The following is a 16529-nucleotide window of genomic DNA, read 5'->3' as shown; positions in this document are numbered from 1 at the left end:
CTCCTTTTAAAAAGAGCAATAATCGTGCACCACGCCTGCAAACTCCTTCATGAATTCAGCTTTTACTTCTTCAGGCGTCATGTCTTTTGCGCTAACAGCTAATTTTGTAAGCAATTCCATATAGTCATCGCTATGGGAGAATGCTTGAAATAACTCCATTTTCAAACGTGCGAAGAATATTTTTGACTTAATATAGTTACTAATAAATTTAAACATGCATTTTCCTCCAAATGAAAAAAGATGGAATCATTTCCATGAAAACGCCTTTTTCTTAAAATCCGTTTTTAAGTTTTTCTTTGTATAACTCCCGGATGACCTCCATAGAAGTATTCACTTTCCCATTACTTAAATGATTCTCCTCCAACACCTTCTCATATTTTTCATAGATATTTAACACATGATCATATTGTTCTTTACTATAAGCCCTGCCGGATGATAAAGAAGAGGCGAAGTCTAATATCTCGTAACGCATATCGTCTATTGATTTATCAATAAACATATCAGTTAATTTTTTCAAACCGCTTCGCAGGCTCTCGTCATGCTTAATAGATTCTTCTACATCAACTTTCCGTTGTTTCCACAACTCATCCAGGCTCTGAGAGGTTTTCATCAATAAATAATGATCTTCTTGCTTTTTCCTTACCCAATTTACCGGCTTCCCAATGGTTTCCGAGAATTTACCTATCATCGCAACGCTGGCGTTAATGGCAGATAAGATGAGAAATCCCGTAATCAACCATGATAAAAAATCAATTTTTTGTAATTCTGCTATATCATTCACTCCTTATCCCCCCGCCTTTCCTCATCATAATACCTTATTTTTAATGTCAAACAAGGCGGTGCCAATTAAAGAGTCTAAGTAAGCCTCAAAGTCTGAATTGGCTTCTTTTAATGACCTGTAAACGGTAGCTGACAGTGCGAGAATTGTCTTAGCTTTTGCCAATTCCTTTACTTCTATCTGCTTTTCAGGCGTCCAGTCAGCGGTTCTCTTTAAATCCTTTACAATAACTTCGTCGACGGATTTAACTGATTTGACAACTTCCTCATATAGAATGGAAGCGTATTTATCTAATCTTTTTGTTTCAGCCCATGCATATATCTGTTTCCATGTGTAACGTAAAACCGGAACCAATACAACAGTCCAGATGGTCAATAAAACTTCCATAATATCAATGTTTTGTAATATTTCGTTCATTCCGTTTTTCCTTTTTATTGATTAAGAATAAAAATTTGATAGAGCTCCAAATAATTCTTTCGTTTTTTCGTATTTATACGTTATTAACCCATTTATTTTTTTAACAAAAGTATATCTGATATTATTCTCTGTCAGAAAGTTAACTTCTGCTAAATATTGTGTCTGATACTCTTTGTCAAATTTAGTTTCGTATATATTATTCAGTCCTTTCGTGAGTAAAAAATAGGGATACACAAATAATTGAATCAATGTGTATCCCTATTCACACTATGTAATTCAATCACTATTTTTTGTTTTCACTGGTTTTAATCTCTACGATCTTATAAATCCCATTTTCTTTTACTAAGTCAACAAGTTTTCCCTTGTAACGTTTGACATTATCCTTTTTATCAAAAACAATATCAGTTACATCTTTGCCTTCTGTAATAATGATGGAATCATAACCGTATGTTCCTTCGATTACTTTCTCAATTCTGACTTTCAATAATAAATCCTCCATAGTAATGAAAGATGGGCATTATACCCATCTTGTCATCTGAATCATAGTAGAACTATTTGCAGCCTTCATGATTTCGCATTCAAAGCTTGTTGGTGTCGGATCACCTTCCGCACTGAAGCCAAGGTTGAGATTGGAACTCCACTTGAGGTTAGGAATTACAATCTGGAAGGCTTCGTCTTTACCGGTTTCTCTATTCCGGATAACCGTATTTCCAACTAATTTATATGTACCACTAAAATGAGAAGCATCGATTACATAAGTCTCAGTGACAGCCGCACTGGTAAATGTATAATAAACGATGACCTTTTTATTAGATGCTGCTGAAACTGTTAAGGTTTTACCTGTAAGCTGTGCGCCTGTCATCACAATAGGGGTTCCGCAGTCATCGCTTGCATCATATACAAGGATCTGGCTGGCTGCTTCCTTTGGCGTATATGCCAATTCAATAACTCCGGAGGCACTGGCTTTTAACGGATATAATTCACCCTTGTCAACAGGATCGGCACCGGTAGTGTCATATTCTGTAGCCTGTCTCATATAAACGGTCTGTGCTCCGGTTACTGTTGCTACACCAGAAATCAGCTCAAGTGATTTAGGAGAAAGCAAAGCATCTTCGATCGTGAGCTTTCCTTCTTTATTTAATTCCCATGTAATTAACTTGGCATTTCCCTTACCGCCTCTGGCATATACCTTCTCTGCTGTAACTTCAATAGAAGATGTTTTTAAAGTATCAAAAAAGATGACCGGTTTATTGTTAGACATATCATAAAGAATAACATCCATTACTTCCTTGGCTCCGAACTTAGTATTAGCACCCATTATATTTCCTCCTGTTTTTCAATAAAATAAGCTGATACGCAAAGTACCAGCTTTAATCATTTGATTTCTTTATTTTTGAAAGCCAATGTTGAAGTTTTATATCTTCACTTTTAGCACCGGCTATCAATGCTTGTATATTAACGTGAAAGTCATCCATAATTTTTAAACGATTGAACTGATTGTTAAACTGGTATATATCATAACTTTCATATACTTCCTGTAATGACATGTGCTCTGCCTGTGCAAATATGCTTATTAAATCTGTCATGGTAAGACTATCGTCATCACTGCTGATGCTCTTGGATTTTTTTACTTTTTCTCGTAATTTCTTTCTTTTTTCCAAGAGCTTTTTAGCCATTTCTCCACTAGGATTTTCACATTCATCCACATCATCTAAATCAACCAAGCAATTTCTCTGTTTTAAAATTTCCCTAAAATTATCATAGTTTAAATGATTTAAAACGTATTTTTTGTCATTGTCATCACCTATGATAAAGCCATAATCCTGATGGAATACAACCTTTTTTCTAAAGAAAAGATTCAAGAATGCTGGTATTAAAATAAACAAAGAATTTGAAACATTATTTGATTCTATTTCTGTCTTTTTTATCTGGGCATGTTCCTGTAGCATATTTAACATAATCAGCATAAAGGTATTGGGGTTTTCAACGGCTCCGGTTAACAGCTCATTTGCCTTATCATCATCCATACATAAAATAGATATTACGTTTTGTAATTTTGAAAAACCGGCATCGGCCATTTCTCCCAATGTAATCCTATATGTGGGGATATCGTCTAAATACAATACACTGCCTCTAAGTAGTTTGTGTTCTAAATCGTGTTTATTCAAATCATCACCATTTTATAATTTGGTATCTATGTTAAACTCAGAACAAGTATAAATCAGTCACCCACCATAATACTACGTGTTTATGGTGGGATAAATTTGAAGCTGGAAGGAGTGAATTTATAGGTCGTTTATTCACTCATTTTCCGTACCAATAGAAAAATGAACCTTCCAGCTTTGAATCCTGGCCAAAGATTCTGCTTATTATTGATTAACGCCTAACCCTGCCCGTCTGCGTTACTGTATGTCTCCGTATTGTTTCTGCCAAGTATTTCGTATGTGCACTACTATTTACATGGCAACTGACATATTCCCAATCTGATTCTATTATTACTTCGCAAGTCCCCCATATTTCAGCGCCCCGTCATCACCAGGTATCAGTGTCACCGGCTCTGCAACCATTCTTCCATCGCTGTCCAGACAATAAACTTTATTAGAATCAGCAATTAAAGTGCCTTTTAACATAGCTCCGTCAGGGCCAAGATAATACCAATTACCATTATATTGATACCAGGTGTTTTTGACCATGAGGCCGGCTTCATGAAACCAATACCATTTCCCGTTATCATTAAGCCAGTTGTTCCGGATCGGGAGACCTGTATCCCCGTTGTAAAATCTCCAGCCGCCATCTTCCTGGTGCCAGCCGGATTTCTTCTTTGGAACTGCCGCCAAAGCCTCTTTAAACATATCCCATGTGTGCTTTGTGTGGTTATAGACATAGGGATTCGGACATATCTTCCCGGTCACATCATAATGACGTATGACCCGGTCAACGGAAATTCCATACAAATTCATTAGATACTTTGTAAGTTCAATGGCTGCATTTACGGTGGCATCTTCAAAGTACCAATCTTTGGAGCCCGATGTCCGGGAACCCTTATTTCGTACACATATTTCAATATTTACACAATTTGTATTTTGGGCAATTCCGTATAATGAACCGCCGCCAGTGGATTGTTTCGTACCGCCGACAGCCCAGCAATACCTTGCCATTGGATTTGGATTATACTGCCAAATGTCTCCGGAAAACCCCACAAAAAAATCAGCCGATGCGTTTGTAACAGTCCGCTGATTGTAATAGTTTATATTTGCTTTGGCATCTCCAATGGCGCCAACGTAATGTATAACTATGTATTCTATTTTACCTGGGCGAACAGATGTATTATGTGTCCAGAAATTTGTATTTTGATTAATTTTCATTTATCCCATGCCTCTTTTTCACAGTAATTAAAGAAATGGTATTTTAACCCACGATATTCAGCATGAGTCTAACGAGCTTCCAGGCTGCTTTATCCCGCAAACCAATGGCAACACCACTAGAAATAGCAGTGCTGCCATTAGCTTGGTTTTTCACCCTTCCCCTTTATGTCATTATCTCAGAAAGAGTTTTATATGCTCAATGCTCTAAAAGCCTTGATTTTAGCGGGATTTTGCGTGTTCCATTCACTTTTGGACTTTTTTTAAGAATTATTTTATGCATAATATCTGGTTAATGCATTGGTACGGTTGACTTCCCGATAACAGTTTTCGCAATACTTTGCTCTGTTATTAGTCACTAAAAATCTATCCTTACACTTTACACATATTTTAGTTCCATTTACATTAGCTTCGATATTAGAATAAATTACATCACCGAATAGTCTCCAGAGAGTATCCTTATTGATTTCACCTTGTAACTCTTTTATTAAGACATCTACTATAACAGCAATGGGTTCTCCAATAATACTCTCGAACATTTTACGCTGTTTACCTGAATCCAATTCAATTTGTAAGAGTGCCCGGTTTTTATCGTCTTTCCCAAGGACTGAAAAATCCATATGGGATAACTTCCTTATATTAATGGTGTCCACATCTCGATAAAGCTGTATAATTTTATCTGCTAATTCACTGCTTACGTTTATATCAGGATTGTTCATCAGAACTTTATATGAATATTTTCCAAGCAAATCTTTAAAAACGATACGATTGGTTTTTGCTATATCATAGATTCTATCTACATTGCATTTACCAATATCCTCAACCTGGGATTTGCTTTTATTTTTAGCATAAATGAAAAAATGGGGGACTTTTTTTCCGCTGTATTTTTTATAATTACTTTTGATATTTGGGGGAACTTCCGGTTTATATAAAGTTTTGGCGTAATCTATGGTAAAATTCACATCTGCACATCTTAAAGCAATGGCATCGATAGCCTCCAACACTTCTTCCTTTGTACTATTAGGATTTAAAGTCATCCATACCTTAGTAATTTCATTGCTTGGTGTACCAATATTGCCATGGTGGTATGCCATAACAATTCCGTTAAAAAGTGAGGCGTTGTCCAAAACAGTGGGACTGGCTTTTGGCATTTCATAATAGTTGGGAATCATTCCGTATTTTTTTTGAAACATTTTAGCGCATTTTATAATAACCTTATTGTTATGTATCAGCAGTTTATCTCCATCATTATCATACATGAGGAGTTTACTCATTGTATCTTTCATTCCAATATATATACCATTTGACTTTGTCCATTTTTTTATAGTGTCACTTACCTGGTTTTTTCTAATACAATGTGCATGATCTAAATGGGGAGAACGAAGACAATCAACTTCTTCTTCATTCCGAAACAGATTACAGGAAACACTCCCTTCTTTCACAAAACCAAAATCTTCAATTTTCTCTTTATCCATATCGGTAAACCACCACTGCAAACAAGCCAGGGGATCAGGGATCACATATGTATATGCCCCATTGATATCAAACTTACCACTTCTAAGTTTTTTGATCATACTGTCTTTTGTGTTTTTTAGAAGGGTTTTTACATGGAAATCCTTCAACATCTCAGGATAGATAAGCAGAGATTTTTGAAGCCAGTTCATATTATCATTTTTAGTTTCGTCTGCCCCAAGTATGCTTAACATAGAATTTACATCTTTCCCAATGCCATTTAAATTTGTGATATTATACTGTGCTAAGTCGAAAATATCTTTATTTGACATTTCCGTTGTCAGAGTTTGAAGCACCTGGTAATTTGTTTTGCCATTTAATTTTACACCTCGCTCAACATTACACCTGCAAGCATCACAGTGATACTTTTTGAAATTATCCTTATAAACCTCCCAGCCGGTTTTTACAAGGTTGCCGGCTTCATCAGTGATATTATTATAATACTTCCACATCTTAAATTGAGACTTTGTAAAAATATAGTCAACATTTGCAATAGAATGGGATTTTCCGTAAATATCAATAATCTTATTTATTGCATATCCATTTTCCCCGCACCAGTCTTGAAATGCTCTCTTAGGACAATAGGCTATAAGTCCTTTGATAAAGGGAAGCCGTATCATTGATGTCTGCATCTTCTTTAAGGAGATTCCAAATCCGTCTGTAAATGGGATTGTAACGTCCATGTCTTGTATTGTGATTTTATGATATTTTGACTTGATTCTATCTATACGGTCAATTAATTCAATTCTTTCATCTTTTAATTCTTTTTCATGAGCCACTTCATTCCTGGGACGGCGGTATCCTTTTGGGTATGATTCTTTTTTTGTTTTAATCTCTTTTAAAGCATCTGAGTTGTTTTTTAACAAATTTTGCAGTTTTAAAACTTCTGTTTTATCTTCCGGGGTTTCCGTATATATAAATCTCACTTCCTGGTTAGGAATCTTATATTCAATGTCCTCAACTACGATTGCCTTATCTATATTAAAGTCAGTCCATATCTCACTATTGGTCTGACATAAACTTGTATAAGCAAGGTATTTATTTGTATTCATACCACCTTGATCATTAATGGATTCCTTGCTCAGTCCGCAAAATAAACGTTTAAAGTTCTTATCCAACATATCTTCTGATACAAATGTACTCTTTTTACATCTGGTTTGACCCGCACCGGCAGTAAAGAAAACAAAATGTTTACTTTTGTAATTAAATCCATGATACATAATTGATTCAAATATATCCGTATAATAAGTTACAACGCTGACAATGTCATCACTATGTTCCATATCTTTGCAGTTAAAGCATCTTGTTAAATCACTCTCGGAAATTGCAATATTTCTAAATTGATCTTCATTAGTGAACTCTCTATCGTCATATATATTCCTGATAATTGTTTTGTTTGTTTCTAACTTTTTATGAAATTCATCACCTTTATTCTTTTTAGTTTCCTTTAAAGCATTCACTTTTTGTTCCTGTTGTTCAAGATGTCCTTTTAACCATGAGTAATAACTATCTTCGGTATTACAGTACATTATTTTTGATTTAATGAAAGATATAGATATGTTACAAGATTCAATTTGATATTTTAACTCACCTATTGTTTTATAAATTTTATATTCATCTTCAGTGAGCAGTGGTTCAAAACCAATGTTTAAAATTTCAATGATAGCTTTTCCGTTACCATATGTAGAGTATTTTAAACGAGCATCTTTATTTATATTATTCATTCATTTCCTCCAAGCATTATATTATATCTTCCTATTAGCCATTAGCAGATAACCTTTCCTCTTTATATAAGTCGTGTCCGCGTTCAAAACATTTCAGTTCGTATTCATATCTGTCTATGTATTTCTCAAAAAATCCTTCCTTGTGTAACTCTGCAACGTACTGGGCCAAATCACGCTTGATCGCTTTCATATCAGAATAATTTTTTTCCACGTTGGCAGCCGTTTCAAGCATATCCCATTTGTCAACTGTATTTTCATGAAGCAGTAGAGTAGTAAAGTATCTTTTCTTCTCATTATTCCAATTTGCCATTGCCACTACTTTGTATCCATTTTCTAAATCCACCTCTACCACATTATTTGATAAAACTTTGTATCTAAGCATTTTGATCTTTCTCCTTCATCATATTTATATTTTTTCGCCTATCTCGCTCTTCGCTATTCCTTATACACTGACTGTCAAATTTCATATCTGATAAAATCCGTCCTGTAATATCATGCAAGGTTGAAAATCCGCGGTGTTCTGTATTAAAGCTATCGACATTGATTATGCCTCCATATGTATTATATTTTGAGCATGTAGTTGTTTCTGGCATGTAAGTTGTAATTCTCCTTTCATATTCTGTTTTTTATTTTCTCCATCTTTATCTGCCTTTCCGATAAGCTGCCAATTGAGTTGGTACATGTAATAATTCTCTGTTTGGAAAAAATCTTAACTGTATAAATTTTCGATATGTCGTTTTTTCATATTTCTTTAAATCTTGGTTTATAGGTGGTTGTTTTCGGATATTTTTAAGACTTGTTGATTTTCCATGTTTGGATATTGAAATAGAGCTGTTGAATATGTGATATATATTAATTTAAATGAAATCGAAGAAAAATGCTCTAAAGATATAACGCAGCGTCCGAACGTGCGTTCTAAAAAGCGGTTGACTCGAACATGTGTTTTTGTTATAATCTAAAATAGTTCTGGTAGATAATTCCAGGGTAAAATTCCAACATAAAAATTACAGCCTGTTTAGGAATCAACGGTATTGGCGTACCTTCCCTAAACAGACTGCAATTTTCGACAATAATTAAATTACATAAATTCATCTCAGACTAGCTTATGCTAAAAAGAGATGACAGTAATAAGCATAGCAGAAAGCCATACTTGAATTTATTCTACATAACCACCTTTTGTAAGTTAAGTGTTTTCGGCAAACCAGTGTTTCTGCTAAGTATTTCCAAAGAAAAAGATAACAATTAAATAATTTAGATGATTGGTATAGTGACAGCACAAGGCACTTAATTGTCTTAGTGTATGTTTAACTTATGCATTTTTTTAATATATATTACGATGGAACTATTTCATATATCAAAGCAGGTAAAAAGTCAGATGGATATTATTTTTAGAGAATGCATAGACAACTCTCTAATCGTTTTTTAATAGGAGAAGTTATAATGAACGATGAACAAAGGCAGCAATTGTTAGAAGAGTATGCTGCTAATGACATGATAAAACTCAAGCAAATTTGCAATCCCATCATACAAAGAAAAGATGTTCCGCAAATGGAGCATGATGATTTATATAGCGTGGCCCTGGAGGCTCTTATGAATAGCGTTGAACGATATGACAACACCAGGGATTGCTCGTTTAACACATTTCTTACTGGAAATATCAAGAGGAGATTCTATGACTGGACAAGAGATCATACCAGACTTAGAAGATGCAATTTGCTAAGGAATAGGAATGGAAAAATACAGAAAGATGAAAACAATGATGTGATCGTCATTCCAAACATGTCCATCGATGCACCTGCCGAGGACGGAATTGATTTTTGTGAGAAGATTGCATCTGACTTCAAAATTGAAGACGAACTATCGGATGAATTGGGTTTTTTAACTGATGACAAAATCGAAAAATATTTAGAGAAATTATCATCGAAACAAAAAGAAATTGCTAAATTAATCATGGACGGATATCAGTCTTTTGAAATAAGAGAAAGATTAAAATTAGCAGAGAAACGATATATCGCTTATATAAAAGATATGGGGTGTTTTGAAAAATCTATTGTGCTAAAACAAAAAAAAGAGATTCAAATTGAGGAGAAGGGGCCAATGCAAACACAGACATCAGAAAGAAGTAAAGAAAGGCAGTATTCAATATCATCACTTATTAAGAAAATTGAAGGATATACATTTAGATTTGATCATCCGACTCAGCGCGAATCGGGTAGATGGAGTTCTAAAATGAAGGGGAATTTAATATCAGATATTCTACAAAATAATCCATTGCCAAATCTTGTTTTTGCCGAACAGATTATAGATGGCATTGTTATAACGTGGAATCTTGATGGCAAACAGAAATGTACAAATGTGCACGGTTTTTATAATGGTCAATTTAAAGTGTGTAAAAATGTAAGAAGGTGGAATATAAAATATCAGTCCATAGTAAAAGATGAAGGTGGTAATGTCATTCTGTCAGGTAATGGATTACCTCAAATTGAGCAAAAGACGTTTGATATAAGAGGGAAAAAGTTTTCTGACTTACCCAATGAATTACAGGAACGTTTTTGTGATTATACGTTTCAGTGTACTCAATATTTAAATTGTTCAGACGAGGATATTGAATATCATATTTGCAGATATAATGAAGGAAAACCTTTAAACGGCTCTGAAAAGGGGATGGGGGAAATTGGCACAAAATATGCGGCTATGGTCAAAGAGATTGCAGCAATGCCATTTTTTACAGATCGTGGCGGATATAAGATGGCAGAATTTAAAAACGGTACAGTAAACAGAGTTGTGGTCGAAAGCATAATGGCTATTAACTTCTTGAAAGATTGGAAAAAACAACAGGAAGAAATGTGTTTCTATATAAAAGAACATTCAACAGAAGAAATTTTTGATAACTTTACAGATCTGGTCGAACGCATGGAAGCTGTTGTTACAGAAGATGTTTCGGAAATGTTTAATTCTAAAGACTCATTCGTCTATTTTGGATTGTTTGCAAGGTTCATCCGCACTGGATTGGAAGATAAAAAGTTTATTGAATTTATGACTGAGTTTTCCCAGTCTTTACATAAAAAAGAAATTGACGGTGTCACATTTGATGACTTAGGTGACAAGTCTACCAAGGACAAAAATGTGGTTATCAGTAAGATTGAACATCTTGAGAAATTAATGATTGAATTTTTAAATATCAATAAAAAAACGAAGGCTGAGGAAGTCGTTATGTCAAAAATATCAAACAAACCAATACAGGAAACGATGATATCTATTTTAGATTTTGTGAAAGAAAACGTGAATCCTGATGTTACAGATGATGACATCAAAGATTATGAGGAAGATTTAGAGGTTTTATCACTGGAAGTCGATAATAATAGTAAACTCCTGGAAAGGTCGAATCACAATTCCTTAATTGCATTGATTGCATATACATATCAAAACGACATCATTGGATTGGAGAGATGGCTTCCGGATTTCTTTGAGAGAAACCGTGTGTTTAAGATAAATCAAATAGAGAATTATTTATATATGAAACAGGACCTGGAGGAATATGTCAGGGTATAAAATGTTGGTTCCAACTGAAAGTAGACGTAAATCACTTTTTTAATTCAGTAACCTTTAAAATTAAATCAGAAGGATGCTTACAGGGGAGAAAATGGTTTCTCCATTCCTCCCCTGATTCCTGAAACTTTTTCCTATGAATTTTTTCAGTCAGCAGTTTTCCAAGCTGATGTGCCTTCGCCTCTGCTTCAGGGATTCCCAGAGAAAGAATTGCTTCCAGCCGGAAGCTTTCAGGAAATCCCTGCCTGTAAAATCGTTTCAAATTTTTCCTCCGGAACCGTTTCTCCGGTGTACTGTCTGATACAACAGCGCTTTCTCACGATTTTAAGTAAATCCATTTTCATCCCATCTTTTCCTGATTCCTTACAACTCTCTTCTTTTCCTTTGGCCTTGTAAGGTCATAGCTTTCCTGGATCATTCGTTTCACGTCAGCTTCCGGAACCGTGCCGTCCAGAATAATGGAATTCCAATGCTCCTTATTCATATGATAAGCAGGAACTACCGATTGAAACGCATTTCTCCAGAAATCACGCCATTCCGTGCTGCATTTTACATTGATCCAGATATGATCCTGGCGCCGGTAAATGCAGGCAAAGGTCTTTGAATTCTTTTTATGGCGCATTAAGGTCCAGTTGGGGTCATGAAAGGGATAATCCTCTGTCACATCCTCAAATTTACTGCAAAATGCAATTGCTTCTTCTCTGGTTTTCACCCTTTCACCTGCAATCCATATACTTCATATATTGCCAGCATATCCTTATACAGCAGCTTCTTTCCCATCAACTGTCTGTAGGTAGCCGACTTTGTTTTATCCTCTGCCTTCAGTTGTTCCATCCTTTTTACCGCATTGTCATATTCGGCCTGAATGGCTGATTGCATTTTTTCATAAGCTTTCAGTTTTTCTTCTCTATCCATAGGCTGTTTCACCTTTCTCTGTATCTGGCTGCCAGTCCCTTTAAGAAGTACCTGGCATACCGGTCTCCGCATTCCCTGTAATTGCGTTGTCCTTCCCTTCGTAATAATGCACTCAACTCACTGTTTGACAAATCAACCCCTGCTGATTTAAAAATGTCAAGCATGTCCTCACTGGTAAGAGACAGTGCAATTTTTACTTTCTTCAGGAAAACATTATTTACAGTTCTGCTGTCTTTTATCATAAAAGCCTGTTTCTCAGATTCACCCGGCTTTGATTCCTGTTTTCCTCTTTTAAAAATGATGAAGCCATTTAAAAAAGACTCCAGAGTGTGATTGTCACATTGATTGACATCCTCAACAGCAGGCTTTTCCTGAGCTGAATCAACGGCACCAAAATCCTTGGGCTTGGTCAGCATCTTTTGCAGTTCTTCCCTCGTTACCGTAACTCCTCCAAGCTTAAATACGTTTATCATATCTGCATCTTTAATGTCCAAAGCATATCTCAACCTTATTAATATATCGTTGTTCTCCATATAACCTCTTCTTAAATGTATTTTTAAATATCTTATCATTGTGCCCCGGTTTTATCAATGTTTATCCGCTGCCCTCATCACCTTTAACTGCTTGCCATTGATCTTGGTACTTTTCATAGCCTCCAGAACCAGAGGGCCTTTGCCGTTTAATATTTCCACATAGGTGAGAGTATCCTGAATGGTTATAATTCCGATGTCCTCCGCCTCCATGCCTTCCACATTGGACAGCACTCCAACAAAATTAGCTGCTCTCAGCTTCTTTTTCTTTCCGCCGTTAAAACGCAGTTTCATGATGCCTTTATTTAATTCATCGCTTTTCGTTTTTTTGATCCGGCCGGCCCTGTTCAGTTTTTCATCAAAGGATGGCTTATGAGCGGACACTTCCTCTCGGTCAGGTTTTACCGCTTCCTGAATTTTAAATCCTGTCAGCTCTTCAATATCCTGGAGATATCTGGTCTGGGTGGGAGTCACAAATGAGACAGCTTTCCCTTTCCGCCCTGCCCGCCCGGTTCTTCCGGTGCGGTGGACATAGGTCTCTCCCTCTAAAGGAATGTCATAATTAATAACCAGGGAAATGTCTTCCACATCAATGCCTCTTGCCGCTACATCTGTCGCCACCAGATAACGGTACTTTCCCCTTTTAAACCCATTCATGGCAGATAACCTCTGCTTCTGTTCCATTCCGCCATGAATTTTATCACAGGGGTATCCCAGACCGGCCAGACCATCACATATCATATCCACCCGGTCCTTCGTACCGCAGAAGATAAAGCAGCTATCCGGGTTTTCCATTACGGTGACCTGGGTAAGCAATTTAAACTTATCTTTTTCATCGGTGAAATAAAGGGAATGCTCCGTATCAGCAACCATAATGCCGGATTCACTGACATTGATACGGACCGGGCTTCTCATATAGTCGGAGGATATTTTTTCAATCTCTTCCGGCATGGTGGCAGAAAACAGCATCGTCATCCGCTCTGGGGACAGCTCTGCAATGATTTCTCTGACCTGTTCAATGAACCCCATATCCAGCATCCGGTCCGCTTCGTCAATTACCAGCCACTCAATTTTGCTCAGAGGCAATGTGCCTTTTCTGATATGGTCCATCACACGCCCCGGCGTGCCTGCAACCACGTGTGTTTTCTGCTTCAGCTCTGACTTTTCTATGGAAAAGGGGTGCCTCCCATAAATTGCTGCTGCCTTTATCCGCTTAAATCTCCCTATATTGGTAAAATCTTCTTTCACCTGAACAGCCAGCTCCCTTGTAGGAGTCAGAATGAGGGCCTGAGGTTTATTTTCAAGCCATTCCACTGATTCACAGATCGGTATGGCGTATGCCCCTGTTTTTCCGCTGCCGGTCTGGGCCCTGACAATTAAGTCATTTTTTTCCAGAGCCCTTGGAATGACACTGGCCTGGACCTCAGTGGGAATATCATATCCCAGGCCATTTAATGCCTTTTTTATCTCCTCGCTGATTGTAAAATCATCAAAACTCGTATTATTCATTTTATGCCTTTCACTTAATATGGCATCTGTATCATTCCAGTAAGGAGCTGCCAAATATTTCGGTAAAACTTCGTATCGTTATTGAATTATTATGAATAGTTTTCGCTTAATTTATTATAAATCAAGCTGATCAAAAAGCACATTGCGCCTCCTGCTATGAGGGCAAGAACTCTGGTAATGGAATTTTCTCCGTTTAAATCCACAACAATAAATTTAGCCACCATGATGATCGTCAGCACGAGTCCATACAGCCTTATGCTCCTGTTTCTCAGCTTAAATCCTGCTGATATGCTTCCTATGGCCACCATCAGGCCTATGATGCTGTATGATGCAGAAGTGATGTTCAAATCGAAGAAGGACCAGAGCACTGTCCACGTCAGAATCAGATATTTAAAAACGATCCAGATTCCTGTTAACAGGCTGTTGCGCCCGCCGCCGGAAAGAAGCAATTTGCTCTGTACCAGTGCAATGGCAATCACAGCCAGGGCAGCTATCAACTGTAAGTAGATTCTGTCCGCAGCCCGCATTTCCACAAGGCCGAAAAGATATAAGGCGGTTGAAACAACATAGATCAGCACCTGCATTCCTTTATCTTCTTCCAGCCCGGCATTTTTTCCAAAGAAACGGAACTGCTCATTTCTCCAGTTTTTAAAATAGCCATAGCTCAATAAAACAATGGTGGCAATAACGGCAATGAAATAGCCGATCACACCGGCAGTGTACTCACTGATTTCTGACAGATTCATGCTGTTAATGAGGTTGGAGGGAATACCAAAGCTGACCGCTATTACAACCACAATGCCCATTATTTTCAAACCATTGATCCGGGCATATTGTTTGGACTCCATGCATTTCCACAGGACATATCCCATAACGCCAAGCTGTATGACGCCGTAAACAGAGCTAATTAAAGAATCTGAGTAATTGCTGACCAGGAAAATGGCATCCAGTAAGCTGATGGCTCCGATTAAAAAGAGCCTGCTTTCACCCTTCCAAATCTTCTCACTTGCAATCAGCAGTAATCCGATTAAAATAATTCCTGTCGGAACTTCGTATAACTCTATATTGATAAACAAAGAAGTGAAAATCAGGATGACCGTGTAATATCTGGTCAATGCCTTTTCCATTCTTTTATAATATATCTGGTTTAGTATAAACTGAATTAAGTGGATTGCAAAAAACAGCAGGTAACAGGTTATTGTACTTAAGTCCAGATACGTGTAATTTAAATAACCGATGAATAAAACGGTAAGTAATGTGGTAACTGCGCTGGCGATCAGATAAACGGGAATCGCCTTTGTCGTGTTAATCACCTTATAAAGCAGGTTCATAAGAACATAGATAATAAAAATCAAGGCGATCTGGACGGCATAACCGTTCAGTAAATATCCTGACTCAAAAAATCCATCCCCATAGCAGCGCAGCAATATGGATGTGTAGCTTACCATTGATAAAACCAAACCGGTTATCAGCTCTGCTTTTCCTTTACGGAGCGCTGTGTACATCATGACTCCTGAAATACTGGAGACAAACACGAACAGCAGAAGCAGTTCCGTATCCCCCTGCATGAGCACCAGGCCCAGCATCAAGGTGATATAGCTGCCTATATAGGCGATGATTGTTGTAAAAAATAAATTTGTATACCGGGAAGATATCATAAAAAGCACTGCCCATATCCCGGCCAAAAGTATGGACATATTGTTTCCAATCAAATGAAATGCCAGATTGGCTGATAAAATCGCAATAAACAGCAAACCGGCTCCTGTTCCAAGGATTATGGAAGTGATCGGGTTCTTTTTTGTCCTTATGAGCCAAAAGCCTAAAGCGGACAGTGCTGCACCTGCCAATGCGATAATGGACAGCTTGATTTCCGGTGTCATCCGGTTCCAAACCAGACCGATAAAGGATATGGCAGCTACAAAAATAAGCACAGTTGCCAAAGCCCCTATAATGTATTTTCCAACCAGAGCTTCCCGGTCTTTGGGCTCGCCTTTCTGAATAATGATTGGCCGCTTTTCTTCTTTTGGCGTCTTTCCTGTTGCTGCGAAGTTCCCTGGCATAACCGGGGGTTGTACTGGGTTCTGTATTGGGTCTTGTAACGGGTTCTGTATTGCGTTTTGTACCAGGTTTTGTATCGGGTTCTGTATTGAGCTTTGTACCGGGTTCTGTATTGAGCTTTGTACCGGATTCTGTATCGAGTCCTGTATTGGGTTCTGTGTAGGGTTCTGTATTG

The 16529-nt window shown here is 37.1% G+C and carries 16 protein-coding genes; 1 reads left to right on the top strand and 15 read right to left on the bottom strand.

The genetic code is table 11. From position 1 onward, the window contains the following. Positions 1-6: 6 nt before the first annotated feature. From QM657_RS15550 to QM657_RS15510, 9 genes are all read right to left on the bottom strand, one after another. Positions 7-216, bottom strand: a complete 210-nt coding sequence (locus QM657_RS15550; protein WP_415067618.1) for a hypothetical protein — start codon at positions 214-216, stop codon at positions 7-9. A 55-nt stretch (positions 217-271) separates the two neighbouring features. Beyond that, positions 272-781, bottom strand: a complete 510-nt coding sequence (locus QM657_RS15545; RefSeq protein ID WP_415067617.1) for a hypothetical protein — start codon at positions 779-781, stop codon at positions 272-274. Between the two features lie 24 nt (positions 782-805). After that, positions 806-1195 carry a hypothetical protein gene (locus QM657_RS15540; RefSeq protein ID WP_415067616.1) on the bottom strand — a complete coding sequence of 130 codons (390 nt, stop codon included), beginning with the start codon at positions 1193-1195 and terminating at the stop codon, positions 806-808. Positions 1196-1478: 283 nt separating this feature from the next. Next, complete coding sequence (locus QM657_RS15535) at positions 1479-1679, bottom strand: hypothetical protein (RefSeq protein WP_415067615.1); 201 nt, start codon at positions 1677-1679, stop codon at positions 1479-1481. Between the two features lie 33 nt (positions 1680-1712). Beyond that, positions 1713-2513 (bottom strand): hypothetical protein, encoded by an 801-nt coding sequence (locus tag QM657_RS15530; protein WP_415067614.1) that lies wholly within the window; start codon positions 2511-2513, stop codon positions 1713-1715. Positions 2514-2565: 52 nt separating this feature from the next. After that, complete coding sequence (locus QM657_RS15525; protein WP_415067613.1) at positions 2566-3363, bottom strand: hypothetical protein; 798 nt, start codon at positions 3361-3363, stop codon at positions 2566-2568. A 327-nt stretch (positions 3364-3690) separates the two neighbouring features. After that, on the bottom strand, positions 3691-4560 hold the full coding sequence (locus tag QM657_RS15520) for an N-acetylmuramoyl-L-alanine amidase (RefSeq protein WP_415067612.1): 870 nt from the start codon (positions 4558-4560) through the stop codon (positions 3691-3693). A gap of 272 nt (positions 4561-4832) precedes the next feature. Then, the gene (locus QM657_RS15515) at positions 4833-7793 is read right to left on the bottom strand and encodes a hypothetical protein (protein ID WP_415067611.1); all 2961 of its coding nucleotides are present in this window, start codon (positions 7791-7793) and stop codon (positions 4833-4835) included. A gap of 34 nt (positions 7794-7827) precedes the next feature. Further along, positions 7828-8175 (bottom strand): hypothetical protein, encoded by a 348-nt coding sequence (locus QM657_RS15510; protein ID WP_415067610.1) that lies wholly within the window; start codon positions 8173-8175, stop codon positions 7828-7830. A 1058-nt stretch (positions 8176-9233) separates the two neighbouring features. Between QM657_RS15510 and QM657_RS15505 the strand changes: the two genes are divergently transcribed. Further along, positions 9234-11345, top strand: a complete 2112-nt coding sequence (locus QM657_RS15505; RefSeq protein WP_415067609.1) for a sigma factor — start codon at positions 9234-9236, stop codon at positions 11343-11345. A gap of 31 nt (positions 11346-11376) precedes the next feature. On the opposite strand, the gene QM657_RS15500 is transcribed toward QM657_RS15505, so the two are convergent. The 6 genes from QM657_RS15500 to QM657_RS15475 form a co-directional block, all read right to left on the bottom strand. Next, the gene (locus QM657_RS15500) at positions 11377-11604 is read right to left on the bottom strand and encodes a hypothetical protein (RefSeq protein WP_415067608.1); all 228 of its coding nucleotides are present in this window, start codon (positions 11602-11604) and stop codon (positions 11377-11379) included. A 78-nt stretch (positions 11605-11682) separates the two neighbouring features. Continuing rightward, positions 11683-12054 (bottom strand): MmcQ/YjbR family DNA-binding protein, encoded by a 372-nt coding sequence (locus QM657_RS15495; protein WP_415067607.1) that lies wholly within the window; start codon positions 12052-12054, stop codon positions 11683-11685. Next, on the bottom strand, positions 12051-12257 hold the full coding sequence (locus QM657_RS15490; RefSeq protein ID WP_415067606.1) for a hypothetical protein: 207 nt from the start codon (positions 12255-12257) through the stop codon (positions 12051-12053). Before QM657_RS15490 ends, QM657_RS15495 begins: the two co-directional genes overlap by 4 nt. A gap of 8 nt (positions 12258-12265) precedes the next feature. Further along, positions 12266-12790: a DUF1456 family protein gene (locus QM657_RS15485; protein WP_415067605.1), complete on the bottom strand. Its 525-nt coding sequence runs from the start codon at positions 12788-12790 to the stop codon at positions 12266-12268. Between the two features lie 54 nt (positions 12791-12844). Then, positions 12845-14296 (bottom strand): DEAD/DEAH box helicase, encoded by a 1452-nt coding sequence (locus QM657_RS15480; RefSeq protein WP_415067604.1) that lies wholly within the window; start codon positions 14294-14296, stop codon positions 12845-12847. An 89-nt stretch (positions 14297-14385) separates the two neighbouring features. Further along, positions 14386-16356, bottom strand: coding sequence for a DUF2339 domain-containing protein (locus tag QM657_RS15475; protein WP_415067603.1), 1971 nt, complete (start codon positions 16354-16356; stop codon positions 14386-14388). Between the last annotated feature and the right edge of the window lie 173 nt (positions 16357-16529).

Origin of the sequence: Lacrimispora sp., assembly GCF_047605665.1 — a bacterium.
Lineage (GTDB): Bacteria > Bacillota > Clostridia > Lachnospirales > Lachnospiraceae > Lacrimispora.
Note: the sequence above shows the minus strand (reverse complement) of the source record. Positions and strands in the feature narration are given on the sequence as shown.

Excerpts from the sequence above, each read along its gene's own strand:
- QM657_RS15510 (WP_415067610.1), bottom strand. The coding sequence starts at position 8,175 with ATGCTTAGATACAAAGTTTTATCAAATAATGTGGTAGAGGTGGATTTA.
- QM657_RS15480 (WP_415067604.1), bottom strand. The coding sequence starts at position 14,296 with ATGAATAATACGAGTTTTGATGATTTTACAATCAGCGAGGAGATAAAA.
- QM657_RS15490 (WP_415067606.1), bottom strand. The coding sequence starts at position 12,257 with ATGGATAGAGAAGAAAAACTGAAAGCTTATGAAAAAATGCAATCAGCC.
- QM657_RS15485 (WP_415067605.1), bottom strand. The coding sequence starts at position 12,790 with ATGGAGAACAACGATATATTAATAAGGTTGAGATATGCTTTGGACATT.
- QM657_RS15540 (WP_415067616.1), bottom strand. The coding sequence starts at position 1,195 with ATGAACGAAATATTACAAAACATTGATATTATGGAAGTTTTATTGACC.
- QM657_RS15530 (WP_415067614.1), bottom strand. The coding sequence starts at position 2,513 with ATGGGTGCTAATACTAAGTTCGGAGCCAAGGAAGTAATGGATGTTATT.
- QM657_RS15515 (WP_415067611.1), bottom strand. The coding sequence starts at position 7,793 with ATGAATAATATAAATAAAGATGCTCGTTTAAAATACTCTACATATGGT.
- QM657_RS15505 (WP_415067609.1), top strand. The coding sequence starts at position 9,234 with ATGAACGATGAACAAAGGCAGCAATTGTTAGAAGAGTATGCTGCTAAT.
- QM657_RS15520 (WP_415067612.1), bottom strand. The coding sequence starts at position 4,560 with ATGAAAATTAATCAAAATACAAATTTCTGGACACATAATACATCTGTT.
- QM657_RS15550 (WP_415067618.1), bottom strand. The coding sequence starts at position 216 with ATGTTTAAATTTATTAGTAACTATATTAAGTCAAAAATATTCTTCGCA.
- QM657_RS15475 (WP_415067603.1), bottom strand. The coding sequence starts at position 16,356 with ATGCCAGGGAACTTCGCAGCAACAGGAAAGACGCCAAAAGAAGAAAAG.